The organism is Acinetobacter gerneri DSM 14967 = CIP 107464 = MTCC 9824, assembly GCF_000368565.1.
GTDB lineage: Bacteria > Pseudomonadota > Gammaproteobacteria > Pseudomonadales > Moraxellaceae > Acinetobacter > Acinetobacter gerneri.
The window spans coordinates 108,128-129,429 of sequence record NZ_KB849543.1; the positions used below are offsets into that span (position 1 = coordinate 108,128).

Genomic DNA, 21,302 nt, shown 5'->3' on the forward strand with positions numbered 1-21,302 from the left:
TTTTAGATATTTGACTGCGCTCGTTTTAAAGCTACATTCCACTCAGATAAGCGACTTTCTCGTTCATCTTGACTCATGAGGGGTTCAAACTCACGATCAAGTTGCCATGATTCTGCGATTTCATCAAGATTTGAAAATACTCCTGCATTGAGTCCTGCCATGGCGGCTGCTCCCCAAGCAGTAGACTCAAGCAGTTTAGGACGCAGTACAGGGACATTTAAAATATCGGCTTGAAACTGCATTAACATATCATTTCGACTGGCACCGCCATCAACGCGAAGCTCTTTTAAGGGCTTTTGAATGTCAGCTTGCATCGCCGTCAAGACATCAGAAACTTGAAAGGCGATTGCCTCAAGTGCAGCACGAGCAATATGCGCTTTGGTCGTGCCACGTGACATACCACAAAGCAGTGCTCGTGCATCACTATCCCAATGCGGTGCGCCAAGTCCAGTAAATGCAGGAACTAAAATCACACCATCACTATCCGCAACCTGACAAGCCAGTTTTTCTACATCTTGGCTATTTTGAATAATCCCTAGACCATCTCTTAACCATTGCACAATGGCACCGGCCATAAACACACTGCCTTCAAGTGCATAATTGGCTTTGTTTTGGCAGTTCCAAGCCAGAGTAGTCAGCAATTGATTTTGGCTATATTGAATCTCACCATCGGTATTGAACAGCATAAAACAGCCTGTACCATAGGTGTTTTTGGCTGAACCAGCTTCAAAACAAGATTGACCAAAAAGGGCAGCTTGTTGATCTCCTAAAATGCCAGTAATCGGGATTTCAGCACCCAATAAACCATGTGCAGTTTCAGCAACATGCGTATCAGAAGCAATGATTTTCGGTAATACCGATTTAGGAATATCAAATAATTCTAGTAATTCCTCATCCCAAGCTTGTTCTTTTAGATTCATTAACATCGTTCGAGAAGCATTGCTGGCTTCAATAACATGTTTTGAACCTTGAGTGAGGTTCCAGATTAACCAACTATCGATGGTTCCAAATGCAACATGACCCTGTTCCGCCAGCGCACGTAAACCTTCAACATTTTTGAGTAACCAAACCAATTTCCCCGCACTAAAATACGGATCTATACGTAGACCCGTTTTATTTAAAATTTTATCTAATAAATTTTGTTCTAATAAATGATTGCACCATAACGCCGCGCGGCGGTCTTGCCAAACGATCGCAGGTGCAAGCGGATGTCCAGTTCTTTTGTCCCAAACAACAGTTGTTTCTCGCTGATTGGTCAATCCTATCGCTTTAATATCTTTGGCAAGCAGACGAGCAGAAGCGATCGCTTGTTGGACAACTGCGATTTGTGTAGTCCAGATTTCTTGAGCATCTTGCTCGACCCAGCCTGAATGTGGTGTCTTAATTTGGATTTCTCTTTGAGCTGTTGCAAAGATTTTGCCGTGTTCATTGAAGATAATCGCTCGACATGAGGTCGTTCCTTGATCAAGTGCGAGTAAATAGCTCATATTTTTTATTTTTACCCTTGAAAAAAATTGATAGTAACGCAATTATGTAATTAATCGCAGATCATTTGGTAAATGTTGTGAATTTTCATCGTAATTTTCCGCATTTATGATATGATGGCGACGTTATCTGGGGATGTTATTGGCTTCGACGCTGATGATGAAGCTCATAGATGCATGCCGAGAGCGCATTTTCTCTCGTAAATCAAATTTGCATATTTTAGTCGCAAACGACGAATCATACGCTCTAGCTGCCTAAGGGCAGTTTGTCCGACTCTCTGAATACTTGTGGTTAGAGACTCCGACCGAAGCGCACGCACACAAGTCCGTATAGAGCCAAGCCTCGGGGCTTTATACCAAACTTAGAGGATCGCGGCTTGTACCCTGTTCGTCGGGTCACTTGTTGTTAAAATAATTGACGATATCTAAGCATGTAGTATTCTCGAGTGTAGTGTTGGCGGACGCGGGTTCAACTCCCGCCATCTCCACCAAAATTCTTGTTATAAAAAAGCCACTTAGTCTAAGTGGCTTTTTTATTGCCACATTTTCACCACACTTACCAAAACCGCCACATTATAATAATTATAAAAAAGGCACTCTATAAAGTGCCTGTACTTGTATTTTGTTTCGATTGCTAGAAGCAAGTTGTTTTTAGTGATTAGAAATGCCATAAAAATTGGTCCAACTTAGTGATCCAGTTTTAATTTATATAAAATTTATGCAACTATTGAAATTATATGTTTTTTATTTATTTGAATTTTAATAAATAATTTTGTATGTTAGTCCAGTCCATCATTGGATGAACTGAACAAGATATTTACTTATCTAGGGGACTATCCCTTTTTATTACAGCTTCTCTAGCTTTTTCAGGGGTGAGTCCATATAGATCCTCGATTTCTTTTGGTTCAGTAATCGCTCGCTTGATAATTAAGTTTATTAAAGTGAAGAGCTTAGCAGCAACAAAATCAATATCTTCATCGTTCATTTGACCAGGATGTACAGCATTATTTCCAGTGATTCTTACTGTATCCGCAGCTTTTACTAATTCTGGAGATAGCTTCTCTTTTTTGACTAAATTTTTAAGATCATCATTTATATTTTCCCCTTTTTCACCTAAGTGTTTACAAAGTTTTTGTAATGCTAGTCTTAATAAGGCAGCAGCTGATTTTGGGGATTTATTGAATACAGATTTAGCTTCATCAAAATCTTTTTTTACATCATCAGGCATGTCAATTGATGGGGTAACATTTATAGTTTGGTCAGGGAAAATCATTAAAGTGTTAGTTGGTCTATTATATGTATCTAATTGACTTCTCCATATTGATTGATTGTTGCAATGGGAACATTGAGCTATATCAATTAAAGACTTTCTATCATTTCGATTTATTGTAAACCAATTCATATGAGAATAAGTTTGACAGAAAGGGCAATCGAAAGCATTTGATTTGTAAGTAGGATTTCTGGTAGGCATAAGATATATCTAAAAGTTCGTTTATATTTATAATAATTTTTTGCCACATTTTTTGCCACATAAACTTTACATTCAGTTATATCTTATCAAGTCAAAAACTTTAATTTACTGATTTTAAATACTGATGATTCTATATAGGTTAATAATATATCGCATAAGCGGGTTTAAATCCTGCTATTTCCATCAAAATTTTTATTATAAATCATTAGCTTAATTTGAGTCTCTTTTTTTATTGACTTAATAAATGATTTTTTATTAATTCTCAAATCAGAAGGATCAATTTTAAAATCATCATACATGTTTTTTGTCGTGTATTTCAAAGTTTTAAGTGCGAGATCTATATATTAAGGCTATGTCCAAATGATAAGTATTGGCTAAATTTAGGCAAATATCGTTTATATCATTTCAAATAAAAATTATGAATCATTTAGCATGAATAACAGAATCCATTTTTCTGACTTTTGAATGCACATATTTGTCCAACTTTAGACATTTTAAATTTTATTTGTTATTTTCCCTAAACAAACAACAGGCGAATTAAAAAATGAAAAAAATCATTCTAAGTATATTTTTATTATTTCCAGCAATCTCATTTGCTAACGAGGACATGGATTTCGATGGAGAATGCTATGTTCAAGGCAAAGACAATTCTGAACAAACTTGCAAAATATCAATCACTCGTGAAAATAATTTGAATTATGAACTTTTAAAGCTAGACAAGGCAGAATATGTCATTGAAACATCAGACAATTGTGATGAAGATAGCTGTAAAGCAAGATTGGGCACTACTATGGACAATTTAAAGAGTGCAAAACGACTTTTTCGTGACTATCAATCCAAAAAAGTTGTAAATGAGGTTAATGACTTTGACTGGGTTTGTACTAAACAAACACAGGGGGCTTTGGAAGTGTGTTTTGTCATTAAATGATTTAATCCTTAGCTAAAATGCTAAAAGCTTCGTAAAAATAAGATTTTAGGATGCCGAATTTATATTGTATCGACCAAAAAAACCGCAACATGATTCGATCAAATTGCGGTGATTTGGTTGTATCTTCAATCTGAAATGGCGAAGTCAATTCAAATTAAATGATCACACCCAGCCAGTCAGATAGTAAACACCGATGATCAAGAATGAAGCCGCGATCTTGATAAAAGTAATACTAAAAATATCCTTATAAGCTTGGCGATGGGTCAAACCTGTGACTGCCAATAAGGTAATAATTGCACCATTATGCGGAAGAGTATCCATACCACCCGCAGCCATTGAAGCGACACGGTGTAAAACTTCTAAAGGAATATTTGCGGCATGAGCTGCTGCCACAAATTGATCAGCCATTGCACCTAGAGCAATACTCATCCCACCAGAAGATGAGCCTGTTATACCTGCTAAAATATTGATGGTAATGGCTTCATTTAAAAGAGGATTGTTGATTCCTTGTAAAGAGCCAGCAACGATTAAAAAACCAGGAAGGGCAGCAATGATCGCGCCAAAGCCGTACTCTGAACCTGTATTCATCGCAGCGAGCATCGCACCCGCAATCGCAGTTTTTGAGTTTTCGGCAAATTGTTGAAAAATCGTTTTAAAACTAAAGATTAAAATACATAAAATACCGCTACATAATGCACCTAAGACTGCCCATATCGCCGTGATTTTTTGAATTTCAACAGGAATACTTTCCTTCATGCCTGCAAGTTGCAATTCAAACAAAGAAGGATACCAATGAGGAATATAGTGCGTCAGGGCTAAATTGACTAAGCCAACGATGAGCAGTGGTAATAAAGCAATTAAAGGATGAGCCAGTTTTATATCCGATGGTGTTTGTGGTTCATTTTTATGGTGCTCACCATAACCTTCACCAGCAAGTTGTGCCTTTTTACGACGGTATTCTAAATATAAAATACCTGTAAATACGATAAATACTGAACCAATGATACCCAGAGTAGGTGCTGCCCAACTGGTTGTATTAAAGAAAGTGGTTGGAATGATATTTTGGATTTGAGGAGAGCCCGGCATGGCATCCATAGTAAAAGTAAACCCACCCAAAGCGATGGTTGCAGGCATCAGACGTTTAGGGATATTACTTTGTCTAAATAACTCTGCTGCAAATGGATAAACTGCAAAAACTACGACAAATAGTGAAACGCCACCATAGGTGAGCAAACCGCAAATCGCGATAATGACTGGAATAGCGCGTTTTTCACCCAATATTTTGATAATTGCCCGCACGATTGAACGAGAATATCCTGACAATTCAATCAATTTACCAAAAATTGCGCCAAGTAAAAAAACAGGGAAATACAACTTAATAAATCCAACCATTTTGTCCATAAAAAGGTTGGTAAAAGCAGGAGCCACTGCACTTGGATCAGTGAGTAACACTGCACCTAAGGCTGCAAGAGGGGCAACTAAAATAACACTATAGCCCCGATATGCCGCAATCATTAAAATAAATAAAGCCGCTAAAGCAATAAAAACACTCATGAGAAACCTACTCACTAGAGCAGGGAATATTCAATCATCCATGTTTGAGATCTTCAATTTCCCTGCTTTAAAATACTAAATTCAGATTGTTAACTAACAATCGTCATGATTGAATTATTCTGCGATCCCAGCGTATGGAACATCTTTGTTGCCATAGCGACGTACACGGATATTGGCTTGCTCACCGTGACCTGCGAAACCTTCAAGTCCGCACAGGCGTGAACAATACTCACCAACAAGTGTAGAAGCTTCATCTGTTAAAACTTTTTGATAAGTACATGTTTTAATAAACTTACCTACCCATAAACCGCCTGTATAACGTGCCGCTTTTTTCGTTGGTAAAGTATGGTTTGTACCAATCACTTTATCGCCGTATGCCACGTTGGTACGCGGACCGATAAATAACGCACCAAAGTTTTGTAGGTGATTGAGGAAATAATCAGGATCATGTGTCATCACTTGCACATGCTCAAATGCCAATTTATTTGCAATTTCAAGCATTTCTTCATCAGAATCAGCAACGATCACTTCACCAAACTTGTCCCATGCTTGACGAGCAATCGCCGCTGTTGGAAGGATATTGAGCAAACGCTCAACTTCAGAAATGGTATCTTTGGCAAGTTGCATAGATGTCGTCAATAAGATCGCAGGAGAGTCAGGACCATGTTCTGCTTGACCAAGTAAATCCGTTGCACAAAGCTCACCATCAACAGATTCATCAGCAATCACTAAAGTTTCGGTAGGGCCTGCAAATAAATCGATACCCACGCGACCAAATAATTGACGTTTCGCTTCTGCGACAAAGGCATTACCCGGACCAACTAAAATATCAACTGGAGCAATAGATTCTGTACCAATTGCCATCGCACCAATCGCTTGAACACCACCTAAACAGTAAATTTCATTGGCACCCGCCAAGTGTTGAGCAGCAACAATTGCGGGAGCTGGCTTACCATTAAATGGTGGTGCGCATGTGATGATACGAGGTACACCTGCTACACGAGCAGTAATCACAGACATATGCGCTGATGCTAAAAGCGGATATTTACCACCTGGTACATAACAGCCTGCTGCACTTACAGGAATATTTTTATGACCGAGGATCACCCCAGGCATCGTTTCAACTTCGATATCTTTGATACTATCACGTTGATGACGAGCAAAATTTTCAACTTGAGTTTGTGCAAAACGAATATCGCTTAGATCACGTTTAGATAATTGTGATAAACACGCTTCGATTTCTTGTTCACTCAAAAGAAAGTTATCACGTTCTAATTTATCAAATTTTGCTGAAAGTTCTCTCACCGCAACATCGCCGCGATTTTCAATATCAGCAAGGATATTTTCAACTGTTTCGCGAACTTGAATTTGTGTATTTTTTACAGCTTCTGGCGCTGCACCTTGTTTTAACCAAACTGCCATGTCGAATTTTCCTTAGAGGGTAAAAGCTTCTTTTTTTAAAATAATGCTTTTTGCATACGTATGCAATATTTTTTAAAAAATAAATTTAGATCATTAAAAGATCATGATTTTAAGTGGTTCATAAACTTAATATTTTATTTTATAAGACTATTTAGGCAATCTAGCTGATTTTCGAATGATCAATTGACCTTCAACGATAATATTTTGAGGGGTGCTGCCATGATTTTGCATTTGCTCAAATAAAACTTGAATAGCTTGTTCGACCATTTGCTTTGAGGGCTGAGAAAAAGTGGTGAGCTGAAAAGATTCCCATGCAGCTAAATAGTTATCATCAAAACCAACAATAGAGATATCTTGACCAATTTTCAAAGCAAATTCATGCTGAGCAACTTCGAGTGCTGAAAGTGCCATTTGATCATTGGCACAAAAAATAGCGTCAGGGCGGGGATCTGATTTTAGAAGCTCACGTGCAGCTTGTCTTGACTCCTCGTAAGTATAGTTTCCGAGTGCTTTTTGAATATTTTCAATGCCATGACTTTTCAGATAAGAAAAATAAGCTTCTTCCCGATCCCGATTGGTCGAAGAGGTGTGATCACCTGCAAGATAGGCAAAATTGTGATGCTCACCGGCCAAAAGAAAATCTACAATTTGATGGACGCCTTGAACATTGTTCCCTGTGACACTTGAAATCGAGTTTGACTCAGTTTTACGGGTCAGCATCACCACAGGTAAATCATTTTGCATACATTCATCCGCAAGATGTGAGGATAAATTTACTGCAATAAGAATTAAGCCATCTAATGGATAATGCAAGATTTCTTCCATCAACAAGTCAGAGTTATTTGTCGTTTTATTGGTAAATAATAAAATTCGATAACCATGGCTTGAGAGTTCAAAAGATAATTCTTCTAATATGGTTTGGTAATAGGGATTGGAGTTGAGCGGCAGTACAATGCCAATCAAGTTGGTTTTTTTTGTGATCAGTGAACGAGCAATTAAATTCGGTCTATAACCGAGCTGTTTAGCAGCTTCAATGATTTTTTTTCGAGTTTTTTCAGAAACGCTCGCCCCAGGTGTGAAATGACGAGACACAGCCGATTGTGACACTCCTGCTAATTTTGCTACATCATGAGCAGTAACAGAGCGTCTTGGGTTTAGGGATGTGTCATGCGTATCTGCCATGGATCACGAGTGCCTATTCATTTTGTTGAATTTCGTTCGAATTATAGTTTCAATTGATCAGTTTTTCTAATTGAATTATTTCCGCATTGGAAAATAAAGACTTAGCCAGTGCTGAACAGGCAGTCACGAGTCATATAGTGTCATTTAAATATTCTTTATTAAATATCTAAGCCCGTCCTTTGGTTTTATACAAAATCTAAGCTGGGCATTTTGATCTAGTCCTGAAGAACTCTCCATTTCTAGATCAAAATGCTTATATAAATTATTAAAAATATCAATCATATATCATTTAAATGCAATTAGTATTTAAACATATAGGTTAAATAGAAATTGTTATTTTCAGATTTATTTTCAGCGACGATATCTTTTTGCCACGAAGCGATCACAACAGAGTGATTTGGAAATTGATATTGAAGCGTTGGACCGATACCAAAACCTTTTGTTTTAGAGTCATTTAGTTTTTTTCCATTTAGCTCATCTTCTTCTAATTGATCGGCATAATAGCCACTAACACCAGCTTTCCATTGACCAATTTTATATGCTGCCATGTATTCTACGAAAACCTCTGTCCCAGTTTTATAATTGGTATCCTGATTTTTCCAGTTAAAAGATAATCGTGGTTCAACACCAAGTTCAAATCCCAAGGGGCTTTCATATCTAAGTGCAACAATTGGTTGGATTGAAAATCTATTATTAGAAACATTTAATGCTCTATTTTTAGAATATGAGCCAGTAGGAATCACATAGTCCGTTGCAAAAACTGCATGCCAATTTTTATTTTCACCGAGATCCCATTGAAATAAAAACGGTCCAATAATAATATCGCCTAATCCATCTTGGCTATCTGAAAAATGTCCATCAGGTGTGTTCATCGAGTTTTTTGCATGAGCATAAGTCCCGATAAGTTCTGACGCAAAACTATCTGCACCAAAAATATGACTGTCCCACACGGTGAAAAATCGAACCGTTGCCGCATTTACTTTTAAATCAAAATCAGTTCCCTTAATTTCGTCACCTCTAGAATTATTTAATCGTGACGAGTCTGTTTGAGCTGCCATGACTTGCAGATAGTTACCGGGAACAGGTGGGAATCCTCCGATTAAATAGAGTGAAGCACCCGCTGGAAATGAGTAATTACCATTTTCTGCAGCATGTCCAGAGATTGCAGGTAGTATCATTAAAGCAGGCACAACGAAGCTTGCTTTGATCATTTTTAGATTTAGCATAAGTCTATCCATAGTGTTTTCGCTTATTTTTTCCATTTAAATAAGCACAGTTTTTGTTAATAAAAATTCATTATTGATTTCGCAATCATTTGTTTGTTTTAAAAGATGATAAGTTTTAAGGTGAGGGATGCTTAAAACTTATCAAACTGGTGTAATTATTTAGAAAAATGTTGTTCGAGTTCGCTGTCATATTGGGCATCTGTCAAAATAAATGCCATACGACACACTTGATTGGTTCTGTTTGCCCAAGCATGATTGGTACCACGTTGAACAACAACGCTATTTTCATGTACTTCGATTTCTTCATCATCAAGCAATAATGTAATGGTGCCACTGATTACAATCCCGTAATCAATCGTTTCAGTACGATGCATCATTGGATGTCTAGAGTGAGTCGTTGAAGTAGCTGCTTTGACTTCACCCATATCTTTAAATGATGATTTTTCAGGATCTAGTGATAATTTATGTACATATTCGCTATCTGGTGGAAAATCTACAAAACGAAAGCGTGTGCCAGCAACAGTTGGACTAAGTGTGACTGCACCTGTCGCAACATCTTCAGTTTTTGCTGTAATGACTTGATTTTCGCCAGTATTCCATACTTCATAAAAAATCATGCCCGGCGCATTTTCTAAATGATGGATATTATTTAAGTGACCACTTTTCAGTATGATGGCTTTACCATTTTCATCATGACCAGTCACAACCCGATTAATTTCCTTTAAACTCATTTTATTGTTTCCTTATACAAAAATATTTCATCAGAAATAATTTCAAAATAAATAGGCGTTAATTTTTTTCCTAAACAGGGTCCATGCACACAAAGCCCTGTTGCGATATCAAATTTAGCTCCATGGCCAAAACACATTAAAAACTGCTGATCTGGACTCAGGTATTGATCTTTTTTTAAAGCCATTGCAGGTCCATTTTCATAATGAGGACAAGCATCTAACCATGCATATAATTTTCCATTACGACGTATGAGAATAATGTTTTTACTGAATAAATTAGAATGTTTTGAAAATATATCATTTTGATTTAATTCAGTAATTTTGCATAAATACTCTAATTCCATGAACAGGATCTCCTAGAGGAGATTTATGGAAGAACTCGTTCAGAATATTTCAATAAAAAGCGTTGCGTCGTGTCTTTGGCATAATGTGATGTCCTTGGAGCCCAACTGTCATCGTGTTTATCCATATCGGCATCGTATTCAACATGACAGCCCAAAGGAGAGTTGAAATACCAAAACCAGTTTGATCCCAAAATGTGACGTCCAGGTCCCCAATAAGTGGTGTAACCAAGCTCTGTAAATCGAGATCCAGCAATCATTAATTCAGTCGGTCCAGCTAAATGGAAGGCAAAATGGTCAATGCCTTGCGCTTCAGGAGGAGCTTGAATAATAAGTAATGTATGATGGTCATCATTGGCTTTCGGTCTTAAAAAACAGCCTGCATCTTGCATAATGTCTGAAATTCGAAAACCAAGACGATTGCAATAAAAATCATTTGCCGCTTTTACATCGGGTACAAATAAAACAAAATGACCTAAAGAACGTGGTAATGGAGCATCAGTTGCAGGGATACCTAGTTCATTGATTGCTCTTTGTGGTTTAGCGCCTGGAGAATTGATTTTTTCAGCTTCTAAATGTAATTCTTTGCGAATCGAAACTTGAAATTTGAGTGAGAAACCTGATGCATCAACAGTTTCTAAAGTTCCATCTGCATTGATATTAACGACTCGATCTTTAGAAAGTTCATTGTAAATTTCATTTAGCGCATGTTTATTGACAACACCATAGACTTGTTGTCTCAAAGAACTACCATTCGCTAAAGCAGGAAGATCACAATTTTTTTCATCATAAATTTCTATGGATGTACCATCCAACGCTGAATAAATCGCATGAGTTTCACTCAGATAAGTTTCTTGTAAACCATAATCTTTTAAAAATTGGCAAGACTCATTAAACTGAGTAACTGCAAATACTAAAGTATCGGGACCGATAATATTCATAAAAATTTTCCTTAATTTTCTTTTTTTCATTATTTTAATTTTTTATTATTTACTCAAATGATTATTAACAATACTATGTATTGATTTCATCAATGTATATAAAGGATTATTATGCGATATAAAAACTTAGATTTAAACTTACTGGTTGCATTAAATCACTTTTTAACGGAACAAAGTGTAAGTAAAGCTGCTGAAAAAATGTATATAACTCAGTCCTCGGCAAGTAATGCATTATCTAGATTAAGAGAGTATTTTGATGATGATATTTTAATTCCTGTTGGAAAGAATATGACGCTCACTGCAAGAGCTAAAACATTAGTAAAACCTGTAAAAGAAATTTTATTTTCCATTGATTCTAAAATTATTCAAAAGCCATTTTTCGATCCACATACAGACTTATTAAAATTTAAGATTTGTGTATCAGATTATTCATTAGCAACAGTTTGCCCGATACTCATCGATTACATTAGAGAAAATAATTACAACATTCATTTAGATTTTATTGCCCAGACGACAAAACCAGAATTTGCACTTGAATATGAAGAAGTAGATTTATTGATAATTCCTGAAATTTCAGCAGCACAAAAGCATCCTATAGAGCATGTTTTTGAAGATGATTTTGTTTGTATTTCATCTAAAAAATACTCAAATATAGGTGAGACTATTGGTTATGATGATTTTGTAAATACGCCGCATGTTGTAATGAAACCGACTTTTGCCAGTGGTTCTATAGAATCCATCTGGATGAATGATATCGGTATAGAACGTAAAATTGCAGTATCTTGTTACAGTTTTTCTATGATTCCAGTTTTTGTTGCCAATTCAAATTATATTGCGACTATTCATAGAGGCTTAGCAGCCAAATATGCCGAAAGTCATGATTTAACTATTCATGAATTACCTTTTGAATTTCCTAAGTTTAGACAAACAGTGCAATGGCATAGATATAAAGAAAAGGATCAAGAGCTTTTATTTTTGATCAATATTTTGAAAGAGTGTTATAAAAAAATGTCAATTTTTAAAGAGATTTGATGAATAGTGAAACATGTGATGTATTGATTTCATAAATGTAGCTCATTGATAAGTTTAATTTGAATTGTTTTTGGCAAATATCTAAATTTGATCCATTGGTAGATAAATTAATTTGGTCGATTATAAGATAAGTTGATTAAATTGTTTTATTTAGTTTCATGGATTTAAAGTGGATTTAAAGCCAAGGGAATTAATATATTAAAATATAATGGATTATTTTTGCATTTTTATTTTAGATGAAAATAATTTATTTATTTTATTTTTTGGTTTTATAGCTATTTAAATTAAATAAATAATGAGGTTTTATATGTTTCACTATTTCCCAACAAATTATGTGTGGAGTTTATCTACGTTAATTGCACTTGGTTATGGCGGTAATATCGGTGAAATTGACGAAATATGTAAACCAATCCTTGATGCTTCTAAAAATGGTGATGATGTCAATACAAAAGCATTTATGGAAGTTTGGAGAAAGTTTGCTGATCAATTAGTTGAACTTGCTAATGAAGATTTAGCGCTAGGGCGTGAATTTTCTGCTGGTGAAAAACTCGAACGTGCTGGTTTGTACTATCTTACTGCTGAACGTATGCAGGAACATGGTGATCCTGAGCGAGTATTTGTTTATGCCAAGGCTCTAGAATGCTACGACTTATCTCGAAAATATAAAAAAGAAAATGTTACTCGTGTAGAAATTCCGTATGGCGATAGCCACATCAGTGCAATTTATATTAAGGCTGATACTGGAAATGCCAAATCTCCAGTCGTCGTTATGATGAATGGTTTAGATTCAAGCAAAGAACTTCTTTATGGAACCCCTTTAACTGAAAAATTACGTAAACGTGGCGTTTCACTTTTATGTATTGATCAACCTGGTACTGGCGAAGCTTTGCGTTTGCAAAATTTAACTGCTGTATATAACACAGAAGTATGGGCGTCTCCGATCGTTGATTGGCTTTATCAACAACCAGAAATTGATTCAAAAAATATTGGTGCTTTAGGGATTTCGTTGGGTGGATATTATGCTCCTCGTGCAGTCGCATTTGAGCCACGTTTTGCATGTGGTGCTGTTTGGGGTGCAAATCATGATTGGCGTGAAGTTCAACAAGCGCGTTATAAAAATGAAGGTGAAAGACCAGTACCTCATTATTGGAAACATGTTGAATGGGTGTTTGGTGCCAAAGATTTAGAAGACTTCTTTAAGAAAGCTGAAAACATGCATTTAAATGGCGTATTACAAAATATTAAAGTGCCATTTTTAGTCACTCACGGTGATAACGACAGACAGATTCCATTGAAGTATGCCTATGAAACATATGAACAATTAGTCAATAGCCCTAAACGTGATTTGGTTGTATTTACCGCACGGGAAGGTGGTGTCGAGCATTGTTCATTGGACAATCCGTATAACGCAGCCGATACCCTTGCGGATTGGTTAGCTGAACAATTGAATTGCCGTGTAGCTTAAATAATATAAGGGATAGATCATGAAAGGGATGAATAAAGTTGCCATCGTAGGTGGTGGTATTGCTGGTATGACTGCGGCAATTCTATTGGGTAGACAGAATCTTACAGTTGATTTAATTGAAGAAAAATCTTCTCTAACCCCAATCGGTGCAGGTATTACCTTAAGTGCGCCAACTTTAAGAGTATTTAAAGAAATTGGCATCATGGATGAGTTGGAAAAATATGGCGGTCGTTTTGATTCAGTAGATCAATACACAGCTCAAGGTGAATTCCTCAGAAGGATTCCAATGTTTCCAGGGATTGCTTCAAACGATCTGCCGGGCGGTGTTGGTGTTATGCGTACTAAACTTGCTGAGATCTTAGCGGATAAAATGAAAGAATATAATGTCAATGTTCTTTTAAATACCACCATCGAAAGCTTGGAACAGACTGCTGAAAACGTCGATGTGACATTTTCAGATGGTCGAAAAGATACTTACGATATTGTCATTGGAGCAGATGGCGTTCGTTCGCAAATCAGAAACTTACTTTATCCAAATTTTCAAGGTTCTACCTTTACTCACCAAGGCGTTTGGCGTGTTGTTGTTCCAAGATTTGTTGATCAATGCACGATTTTCTTTGGTAATGAGATTAAAACAGGCTTCACACCGATTAGTAAAACAGAGTGCTATATGTTCTTTAATGATCATATTGAGAAAGAAGAATATATCGCTGAAGAACGTTTGACAGGTTTACTTGCAGATCATTTAAGTGAGTTTGGTGGAGAAATTCCATCGATAGTCAAGTTAATCCATGAAGGTAAAATCACTGCTAAAGATATTATTTTTAGACCGCTTTCATATCATATGCTTGAAGAAGAATGGCATAAAAATCGTATTGTCTTGATTGGGGATGCCGTACATGCAGCGACACCACATCTAGCAACAGGTGCCGGAATTGCTGTGGAAGGCGCGCTGATACTGAGTCAGGAAATCGAGAAAGAACAAACGATAGAAGAAGCATTTAAAAATTATCGACGCAGACATTATGCACGAGCGAAGTTGGTTGTTGATAATTCTGTTCAATTAGGTCAATACGAGATCAATCATGAGCCTGATGAAAAAAGAGGCTTATTAATGAAAGAATCTTATGAACAGCTCAGTAAGCCAATAAGTGCTTAAACATGGATTGATATAACCAAATAGGGTCTGTTGACATTTCATAACTGAATTGCGTTGTCGGCTAAAATTGAGCAGGCAAGGCATGAAATGCAGAGAATGGCGAGACCATTTTCAAATTTCGTAACGAAGCCTGTGATAATTTTAGCCACAACCCTTCGGGACGAGAGTGTTTTTTGATGCTATATCGTTGTAGATTGATCATTTAGATCACTAAATTTCTCAATCTACGCCTCATATCACCTAAAAAACACTCATTGTCGCAACCAATTTGAAATGTCAACAGACCCTAATGATTCTGGTGAATTGTTATTTGGTAAAACTCTATCGAATTAGAGGTTTAGCTGTATTTATTGAGTGAAAATGAAATCAACATTATTCCAAGCATTCAATAAATATGTTTTCAGTTACAACAGGTTTAACTGAAATAGGCCTAACAGGGATTATGTATGAATAAGGTTTATCAAGATTCAGTATCGGCATTGGCTGATGTTCTCAAAGACAATTTAAGCATTGCGGTTGGTGGATTTGGCTTATGTGGCATACCAGACCAACTTATATGTGCTGTAAGAGATAGTGATGTAAAAAATCTCACCTGCATTTCCAATAATGCGGGACTGGATGACTATGGTTTAGGAATGCTCTTAAAAACCAGACAAATCAAAAAAATGATTGCATCTTTTATTGGCGATAATCAAGAGTTCGAAAGACAAATGATTTCAGGTGAATTGGATGTTGAACTCATCCCACAAGGAACTTTGGCTGAAAAACTGAGATCGGCTGGTGCAGGTATTCCTGGATTTTATACACGTACTGGTGTTGGAACAGTGATTGCGGATCATAAAGAAATTCGTATTTTCAATGGGCAAGAATATTTATTAGAACATGCTTTTGATGTCGATGTTGCTTTAGTCAAAGCTTATAAAGCGGATAAAGCAGGTAATTTGGTTTTTAGAAAAACCGCACGTAACTTTAATCCAGATTGTGCTGTAGCTGGGAAAATAACTATTGTTGAAGTTGAAGAACTCGTTGAAGTCGGTGAAATTGATCCAGATGACGTACATTTGCCTGGAATCTATGTACAAAGAATTGTTCATGTGCCAAATCCTGTAAAACGGATAGAACAAATCAAACTAAAAGAAAATGTCGGAGTATAAAAATGGGCTGGACGAGATTAGAGATGGCGCAACGCGCTGCCCAAGAATTAGAAGATGGCAATTATGTAAATTTAGGCATAGGTTTGCCGACCTTGGTGGCAAGTTATATTCCTCAAAATTTTCAAATTTGGTTGCAATCTGAAAATGGTCTATTGGGTATGGGTGATTATCCGACCGAAGAAAATGTGGATGTTGATTTAATTAATGCAGGAAAAGAGACGGTTACCACCATTCCCGGCGCTTCTTTTTTTGAAAGTTCAGCTTCTTTCGCAATGATTCGTAGCGGCAATATAGATGTTGCGATCTTGGGTGGAATGGAAGTTTCCGAACAGGGTGATTTAGCGAACTGGATGATTCCAGGGAAAAAAGTAAAGGGCATCGGCGGAGCTATGGATTTAGTTTCAGGCGCTAAAAAAATTATTGTTTTGATGGAGCATCTTTCTCGAGCAGGTCAACCGAAACTTTTGCAACAGTGCCAACTTCCGTTAACAGGTAAACAAGTCGTAGACCGAATTATTACTGATTTAGGCGTTATAGATGTTACGCCGCAAGGTTTTAAGTTAGTTGAACTCGCAAAAGATGTAACCCTTGAACAGATTCAACAAGCGACAGCAGCAGAGCTGATTATTTAATTGCTCCAAATATTTCATTATGTTTTAAATCGAAAATATAGATTTACCATGAAAATTAATAAGTTAAATCGATATTTTTGATGTTTGAAAAACTTCATCGCTGCGTATAAACATGCATAACTCAGCCTAAAGTTGATAGAAAAGAGGAAAAAGATATGCGCGAAGCCGTAATTGTTTCAACTGCTCGAACTCCTATTGGTCGGGCTTTTCGTGGTGCATTTAATGATATTAAATCGCCGACGTTGCTAGGACATGCCATACAAGCAGTTGTTGCTAAAACAGGGCTAGAGGGTGATATTTTCGAAGATGTTATTATCGGTTCAGTTTTAAACGCAGGTACAGCAGGCAGTAATATTGCACGTATGGGCTCTTTCGCTGCAGGGCTTCCCGTATCAGTTCCAGCCCAAACTATAGATCGACAATGTTCATCAGGTCTTATGGCTATCGCGACAGCAGCAAAACAGATTACTTTTGATGGAATGGATGCTGTAATCGCAGGTGGACAAGAAAATATCAGCGCGGTACAAGTTCCTTATTTTGAGTGGACCAGCCGAGAAATTGACCCAAATGTAGTAAAACTTGTGCAAAATGCTTATATGCCAATGCTACAGACTGCAGAATATGTTGCAAAGAAATATGGGATTAGTCGAGAAAAGCAAGATGAATATGCTTTGCAATCCCAAATAAGAACAGCAAATGCCCAAAAAAATAAGATCTTTGATGACGAAATCATCTCTGTGACTTCACAAATGAAAATTAAAAACAAAGAAACAGGTGAAGTTTCTTATAAGCAAATTACTTTATCCCAAGATGAGGGCAATCGCCCTGAAACTATTTTATCTGATTTAAGTAAACTTAATCCTGTCATTGAGGGTGGAGTAATTACAGCTGGAAATGCTAGTCAATTGTCAGATGGAGCATCAGCATGTGTTTTACTTGAGGCAAAAAATGCAGAAAGACTCGGTTTACAGCCATTGGGTGTGTATCGAGGTATGACTGTTACAGGTTGTAGCCCTGAAGAAATGGGAATTGGCCCTATCTCAGCTATACAAAAATTATTGAAACTGAATGGTTTGAAAATAGATGATATTGGTGTTTGGGAGCTAAATGAAGCTTTTGCTTGCCAAGTATTATATTGCAGAGATTTTTTAGGGATTGACCCTCAAAAATATAATATTAATGGCGGAAGTATATCTATCGGACATCCTTATGGAATGACTGGATCGCGTATGGTTGGTCATGCGCTTTTAGAAGCAAAACGCCGTAAAGAAAAGTATGCAGTTGTCTCTATGTGTATTGGCGGTGGAATGGGGGCAGCAGCTTTATTTGAAGTTTTCTGATTTTAAACTTTGTAATAGATTGCTGATTTTAATAAATAAAAGAATCATGCTGTTATACAGCATGATTCTTTTTGTGATTGATTTAAATATTAATCCTTCTGCCATGAAAATGGATTAGCACGTTGTAATGCTTCATGGTCTGGATCTAAAGGAATATCTTTTCTATCTCGAAGGCATGTGATTGCCACTAAAGAAAGAATGGTCATTGCCGCAAGATAATAAGTCACAGAAGCACTCTCTCCAGTTTTTGCAATGAGCCATGCTGCGATCATCGGTGAAAATGCTCCACCTAAAATCGATCCCAAAGCATAAGCGATGGACACTCCCGAAAATCGAATAGAGGCAGGGAACAGTTCAGAATAGAAAGCAGATTGAACACCACAGGCCAAGCCAACGCTAATCGAAAGTAAGACTAAAGCTAAACCGATTGAAAAAACAGTACCGTGATTGACCAATGGGAATAGCATGAATACCGTGATCAATTGCAAAATATAGCTTGCATAATAGATTTTTTTACGACCAAATTTATCTGCCCAACCGCCTGCAAGCCATGTAAAAATAAGCCAAATAAATGCAGCAAAAGTGACAACCAATAGCATCGTTGGTCGGTCCATACGGATTGAACCATTTGGATCAGTGGTATAGTTTTGGATAAACCCACCCGTAGTCATATAGCCCACGGCTTGAGTTCCAGCCAATAACAATGCAGCTAGCATCAGTATTGGAAAATGTTGCGTAAATAGATTTTTGATCGGTGTATGGGTTTCGACTTTACGTTTTTTTATTTCTTTAAATACAGGGGTTTCATCTAAAGAAATACGAATCCAGTGACCAATCACTACAAGGACGATACTCAATAGAAACGGGATACGCCAGCCCCATTCAAGAAAAGCATCCCCTGGAGAAATAACACCAGTCATAAGCACCAGTACTGCTGAAGAAAGTAAAAGACCTAGTGGTACACCCAGTTGAGGAAAAGATCCAAAACGTCCACGTTTACCTTCAGGTGCATGTTCTACCGCCATTAAAATCGCGCCACCCCATTCTCCACCAGCTGAAATTCCTTGCAAAATACGCAAGAAAATTAACAGTGCGGGGGCGAGCAAGCCGATACTTGCATAAGTTGGTAATAAACCAATCAGTGTGGTACTTCCTCCCATCAAAACCAGAGAAAGCACAAGCATGGTTTTACGACCAAGCTTATCGCCATAGTGACCTGCGATAAATGCACCTAATGGTCTAAATAGGAAACTAATTCCGACAGAAGCAAAGGCAAGAATTACGGCAAAGCTTTCCCCAGCAGGAGAAAAGAACGTGTGCTTGAATACCATGCCTGCAATTGCTGCATAAATAAAATAATCATAAAATTCAATCGCTGTGCCTATCATGGTAGCAAGAGCAACTTTTCTTTCTGATTTTCGATCATATTCATGAGTATTGGTCTGGACTAGATTTACATCCGGGCTGTTAACGCTCATAAATGATTTCCTCCGTGATCATCATTTAACGATTAGTCTGATAAGTACTGGTTTTACTGATCATTAAAATAATTTAATAAAATCAGATATATATTTCATATTTTGGAGTGTTTAACTTTCCAAAAATATTTTAGCGAACATCGCTTTTAAAACAGAAAATATCTATAACTCATATATTTGAAAAATTCCAAAATGCGGGATATTTGTTTTTATTTTTTTATTTCCATATGGAAAAATCCCTGATAGTGGAAATCAGTGAATATTAATTAAGCATATATTTAAAATAAAATAAAGAAAAATTTTAAAAATTCCATATTGTGAAAAATTATTAAAATAATATTGTTAAATTTTATAAATAATTATATATATCCCTTTATATGGGAATTTATTTATTTTGTATTTCTTGGTTTTGCTGGTGTGGTCAAATTATAAATTTATTCAATATTTCAATTGAGCGAGTGAGGAGAGTGAAATGGGATCTGAAAAATACATGCAAGGGCTAAAAATCCGAAAGCAAGTTTTAGGTGAGGAATATGTCAATCAAGCCATCCAAAACATGGATGAGTTTTCAGGACCATTGCAGCAGCTTGTGACGGAATACTGTTGGGGAACGATCTGGAGTGATGAAACTTTGAGTTTGCAACAACGCAGTTTAATCAATATTGCGATGATCTCCGCGCTGAATCGACCAAATGAATTAAAACTTCATATCAAAGGCGGACTTAGAAATGGTTTATCTAAAGAACAGATTAGAGCAACGCTGATGCAAGTTGCGATTTATTGTGGAGTACCGGCAGCAGTAGATAGTTTTAAACTTGCTAAACAGGCATTTTTAGAGTTTGAAGAGCAAGGCTGATTTTTAAATTAGTAATTGTAGCTAATTTATTATTTTATATGTATTCGTTAAAAAACTCCTTATACGGGATATAAGGAGTTTTTTTATTATAAATGGTCAACCTCATCAGCATTGATCAGATGTAAGCGATCAAGCGCATGTTTTTGCTCACTTTGTACAGAAATTTCAGTCAATTTTGCGGATGTATCGACTAACATTTCAATGATTGTTTCGAGGCGTAATAATTCAAATTGTTCTAAAGAACCGACCACACTGATACTGGTATGTGTTTCTTTTGAATTCGGTTCAATAAAGATCGGCGTCGCGATCCCTGTTTGCCCCTTATTTAATTCATTGTTCGTTAAACAATAACCATCTTTGCGTATTTGTTTGGCTTGTTTCAAGATTTCTTCTAATGAATATTCATTTTGGGGATCATATTGAATTTTCTTTTCATATAAATCTTTAATTTTTTTAACACCTTGATAAGACGTTAAAATTTTTGCTTGTGCACCTCTAAATAAAGGTAATGGACGACCTCGCCCAAATGAATAATTGAGTGCGTTATTTGGAGAAAGAATATAAGTATTGATGATTTTATCATCATAAAAAGCACTGACAAATACGGTTAAACCTGTTCTTTGGCTCAATTGCTCAATATAAATTCGTCCTGTACTGAGTACGGGGTCATATTTGCGCATCATCCAGTCAAGCTCAATGAGTCGTGGACCCAATACATATCCGCCCGGACCGCGTTTTGCAATCAAACCTGCATCACAAAGCTCCTTAAGGTAGCGATAGGATGAGGTTCTGGATAGATCATATTCTTCTGCAATCACTTCTGCATCAATCACCAAGCGTTCAGGCGTAAACAAATTTAACACGCTTAATATTCTAGAAAGGCTGCTGCTCATAATTTCATATAGT

19 protein-coding genes and 1 other RNA gene are annotated in these 21,302 nt (G+C 36.7%); 9 read left to right on the plus strand and 11 right to left on the minus strand.

The window, feature by feature from the left end; genetic code table 11:
* Positions 1-2 precede the first annotated feature (2 nt).
* On the minus strand, positions 3-1,487 hold the full coding sequence (gene glpK, locus F960_RS08895; RefSeq protein WP_004862903.1) for a glycerol kinase GlpK: 1,485 nt from the start codon (positions 1,485-1,487) through the stop codon (positions 3-5).
* A 129-nt stretch (positions 1,488-1,616) separates the two neighbouring features.
* Between glpK and ssrA the strand changes: the two genes are divergently transcribed.
* Positions 1,617-1,975: a transfer-messenger RNA gene (ssrA, locus tag F960_RS21795) on the plus strand.
* Between the two features lie 326 nt (positions 1,976-2,301).
* On the opposite strand, the gene F960_RS22955 is transcribed toward ssrA, so the two are convergent.
* Positions 2,302-2,955, minus strand: coding sequence for a DUF4145 domain-containing protein (locus F960_RS22955; protein WP_035373839.1), 654 nt, complete (start codon positions 2,953-2,955; stop codon positions 2,302-2,304).
* A 544-nt stretch (positions 2,956-3,499) separates the two neighbouring features.
* Between F960_RS22955 and F960_RS08905 the strand changes: the two genes are divergently transcribed.
* A complete protein-coding gene (locus tag F960_RS08905; protein ID WP_004862910.1) occupies positions 3,500-3,883 on the plus strand; it encodes a hypothetical protein in 384 nt (127 codons plus the stop codon).
* Positions 3,884-4,045: 162 nt separating this feature from the next.
* On the opposite strand, the gene F960_RS08910 is transcribed toward F960_RS08905, so the two are convergent.
* From F960_RS08910 to F960_RS08940, 7 genes are all read right to left on the minus strand, one after another.
* Complete coding sequence (locus tag F960_RS08910) at positions 4,046-5,437, minus strand: GntP family permease (protein WP_004862914.1); 1,392 nt, start codon at positions 5,435-5,437, stop codon at positions 4,046-4,048.
* A gap of 114 nt (positions 5,438-5,551) precedes the next feature.
* Complete coding sequence (gene hisD, locus F960_RS08915; protein WP_004862920.1) at positions 5,552-6,859, minus strand: histidinol dehydrogenase; 1,308 nt, start codon at positions 6,857-6,859, stop codon at positions 5,552-5,554.
* A 147-nt stretch (positions 6,860-7,006) separates the two neighbouring features.
* Positions 7,007-8,041: a LacI family DNA-binding transcriptional regulator gene (locus F960_RS08920; RefSeq protein ID WP_004862922.1), complete on the minus strand. Its 1,035-nt coding sequence runs from the start codon at positions 8,039-8,041 to the stop codon at positions 7,007-7,009.
* 299 nt (positions 8,042-8,340) lie between these two features.
* Complete coding sequence (locus tag F960_RS08925; RefSeq protein WP_004862924.1) at positions 8,341-9,267, minus strand: SphA family protein; 927 nt, start codon at positions 9,265-9,267, stop codon at positions 8,341-8,343.
* Positions 9,268-9,422: 155 nt separating this feature from the next.
* A complete protein-coding gene (locus F960_RS08930) occupies positions 9,423-9,998 on the minus strand; it encodes a cupin domain-containing protein (RefSeq protein WP_004862927.1) in 576 nt (191 codons plus the stop codon).
* On the minus strand, positions 9,995-10,342 hold the full coding sequence (locus F960_RS08935) for a Rieske (2Fe-2S) protein (RefSeq protein WP_004862929.1): 348 nt from the start codon (positions 10,340-10,342) through the stop codon (positions 9,995-9,997). Before F960_RS08935 ends, F960_RS08930 begins: the two co-directional genes overlap by 4 nt.
* A gap of 23 nt (positions 10,343-10,365) precedes the next feature.
* On the minus strand, positions 10,366-11,280 hold the full coding sequence (locus F960_RS08940) for a VOC family protein (protein WP_004862931.1): 915 nt from the start codon (positions 11,278-11,280) through the stop codon (positions 10,366-10,368).
* 111 nt (positions 11,281-11,391) lie between these two features.
* Here F960_RS08940 and F960_RS08945 point away from each other — a divergent pair, with 111 nt between their 5' ends.
* The 6 genes from F960_RS08945 (at position 11,392) to F960_RS08970 (ending at position 18,062) form a co-directional block, all read left to right on the plus strand.
* On the plus strand, positions 11,392-12,312 hold the full coding sequence (locus F960_RS08945) for a LysR family transcriptional regulator (protein WP_004862934.1): 921 nt from the start codon (positions 11,392-11,394) through the stop codon (positions 12,310-12,312).
* Between the two features lie 307 nt (positions 12,313-12,619).
* Positions 12,620-13,777, plus strand: a complete 1,158-nt coding sequence (locus F960_RS08950; protein ID WP_004862939.1) for an alpha/beta hydrolase family protein — start codon at positions 12,620-12,622, stop codon at positions 13,775-13,777.
* Between the two features lie 19 nt (positions 13,778-13,796).
* On the plus strand, positions 13,797-14,936 hold the full coding sequence (locus tag F960_RS08955) for an FAD-dependent monooxygenase (RefSeq protein WP_004862941.1): 1,140 nt from the start codon (positions 13,797-13,799) through the stop codon (positions 14,934-14,936).
* A 446-nt stretch (positions 14,937-15,382) separates the two neighbouring features.
* Positions 15,383-16,090: a CoA transferase subunit A gene (locus F960_RS08960; RefSeq protein ID WP_004862942.1), complete on the plus strand. Its 708-nt coding sequence runs from the start codon at positions 15,383-15,385 to the stop codon at positions 16,088-16,090.
* Positions 16,091-16,092: 2 nt separating this feature from the next.
* Positions 16,093-16,722 (plus strand): CoA transferase subunit B, encoded by a 630-nt coding sequence (locus F960_RS08965; protein WP_004862944.1) that lies wholly within the window; start codon positions 16,093-16,095, stop codon positions 16,720-16,722.
* 155 nt (positions 16,723-16,877) lie between these two features.
* The gene (locus F960_RS08970; RefSeq protein WP_004862949.1) at positions 16,878-18,062 is read left to right on the plus strand and encodes an acetyl-CoA C-acyltransferase; all 1,185 of its coding nucleotides are present in this window, start codon (positions 16,878-16,880) and stop codon (positions 18,060-18,062) included.
* A gap of 89 nt (positions 18,063-18,151) precedes the next feature.
* Here F960_RS08970 and F960_RS08975 read toward each other — a convergent pair whose 3' ends face one another.
* Positions 18,152-19,540, minus strand: a complete 1,389-nt coding sequence (locus F960_RS08975) for an MFS transporter (RefSeq protein ID WP_004862951.1) — start codon at positions 19,538-19,540, stop codon at positions 18,152-18,154.
* Positions 19,541-20,012: 472 nt separating this feature from the next.
* Between F960_RS08975 and F960_RS08980 the strand changes: the two genes are divergently transcribed.
* On the plus strand, positions 20,013-20,396 hold the full coding sequence (locus F960_RS08980; RefSeq protein ID WP_004862953.1) for a carboxymuconolactone decarboxylase family protein: 384 nt from the start codon (positions 20,013-20,015) through the stop codon (positions 20,394-20,396).
* Between the two features lie 86 nt (positions 20,397-20,482).
* On the opposite strand, the gene F960_RS08985 is transcribed toward F960_RS08980, so the two are convergent.
* The gene (locus F960_RS08985) at positions 20,483-21,259 is read right to left on the minus strand and encodes an IclR family transcriptional regulator (protein WP_228134721.1); all 777 of its coding nucleotides are present in this window, start codon (positions 21,257-21,259) and stop codon (positions 20,483-20,485) included.
* Positions 21,260-21,302: the final 43 nt, after the last annotated feature.